This is a genomic window from Desulforegula conservatrix Mb1Pa (genome assembly GCF_000426225.1).
GTDB classification, from domain to species: Bacteria; Desulfobacterota; Desulfobacteria; order Desulfobacterales; family Desulforegulaceae; genus Desulforegula; species Desulforegula conservatrix.
In genome coordinates, this window is the sequence record NZ_AUEY01000179.1 from 1 (window position 1) to 1,326 (window position 1,326).

At 34.6% G+C, this 1,326-nt stretch carries 2 protein-coding genes; both read right to left on the reverse strand.

All coding sequences use genetic code 11. The features are described 5' to 3' along the window. Nucleotides 1–184: 184 nt before the first annotated feature. Nucleotides 185–625, reverse strand: a complete 441-nt coding sequence (locus tag K245_RS0121700; protein ID WP_156906884.1) for a hypothetical protein — start codon at nucleotides 623–625, stop codon at nucleotides 185–187. 128 nt (nucleotides 626–753) lie between these two features. After that, a complete protein-coding gene (locus K245_RS0121705; protein ID WP_027360827.1) occupies nucleotides 754–1,263 on the reverse strand; it encodes a hypothetical protein in 510 nt (169 codons plus the stop codon). Nucleotides 1,264–1,326 lie beyond the last annotated feature (63 nt).

Sequence of the window (1,326 nt, forward strand, 5' to 3'; positions counted from 1 at the left end):
AAAAGCTCTCTATATCTAACACGTTGTGATTTTTCAAATGCTAAAGATATTATTGTATCATCATTCATAAGAGTACAGATAGTAGAGCATAACGGTGAGCTAAGCTGCGCCGCCGCTGCATTACTGGAAAAAATCGGTGCGTGTCGGCGTCAGCTTGGGCGACTTGTTATGCGGTCCTACAACATCATTCATTTAAGAATAATTTAAGATTTTGAACTCCATATGCAGACACGCAGGTACAGCCTTTATTTTTACCATAGAATATATACACCCAGTAAAAAGGCAGTTCATCTTTGGTTATAGAAAGATACTCGCAACTAATTATACCATTTCGTTTTATTAATGGCAGGTCAGTAGATAAAGTAATACGCTCACCAATATGCCTCATTAATTCAATAGAACTAAATTTACAGCCATTTTGATATTCAGGGAAATTTATTTTGAAATTAGCATTTCCATAATTATCTGATGCTATTGAATGAATTTTGATATCATACTTTGCAATATTGGTTGGACTTAAGATTACTGTGTCACAGCCTCTTTCTTCAGATGAAGATGAATTGCAAAAGAAACTAAAGAAAACAAGTATAGTAATAAAAACTTTTAAAAAGTTGTTTGATTTCATTTTGATCATCTTCGCATAACGGTGAGCTAAGCCGCGCCGCCGCTGCCTTGCTGGTGAAAACCGTGCGTGTCGGCGTCGGCTTGGGCGACTTGTTAGCAACTATAGCTTTTGATTATTACAGTTTAATATCATTTTTTATCATAAAATGATGGAAAACGCTTGGTTAGATTTAGAACATCAAAAAGGAATCTTGAATAAGAGCCACATCTTCTATCATTTGTGTCATTTCTGGAATGACTTTGAATATATGTCTTTGTAGCTAAGACTTTTTTGCTTTTATTCTCTATAATAAATATTGTTGCACCGTGTATTGCTAATTCTTCACGAAGATGTTGAGCCAAATCCTGCTGAATTACACTGTATTGACTCTCTAATTCATCAACTTCCCGGCCCTTTTTGTCACCAAATCTATAACGCAAGTAAGGTTTGCCAGTGTCTTTATTATTTCTTATTTCATAAAATTCAAGCAAACCACTATTAATATAACCATCTGGACTACCAATACCTGAATCATGGGTTACCCCATTATCAAAAAAAATACTTTTAACATCATAGGCTTTTTCATAAATGGTATCTACTGCTTTGGGACAATTTTGCTTAAAGAATTCAGAGCTGGTCTGGAAAAATTGGACAGCCATTTAAGTGAAAATCTGCTTTATTAGAACATCAAAAAAAAGGAGCAGAAGAATGGCAAAAGGAAT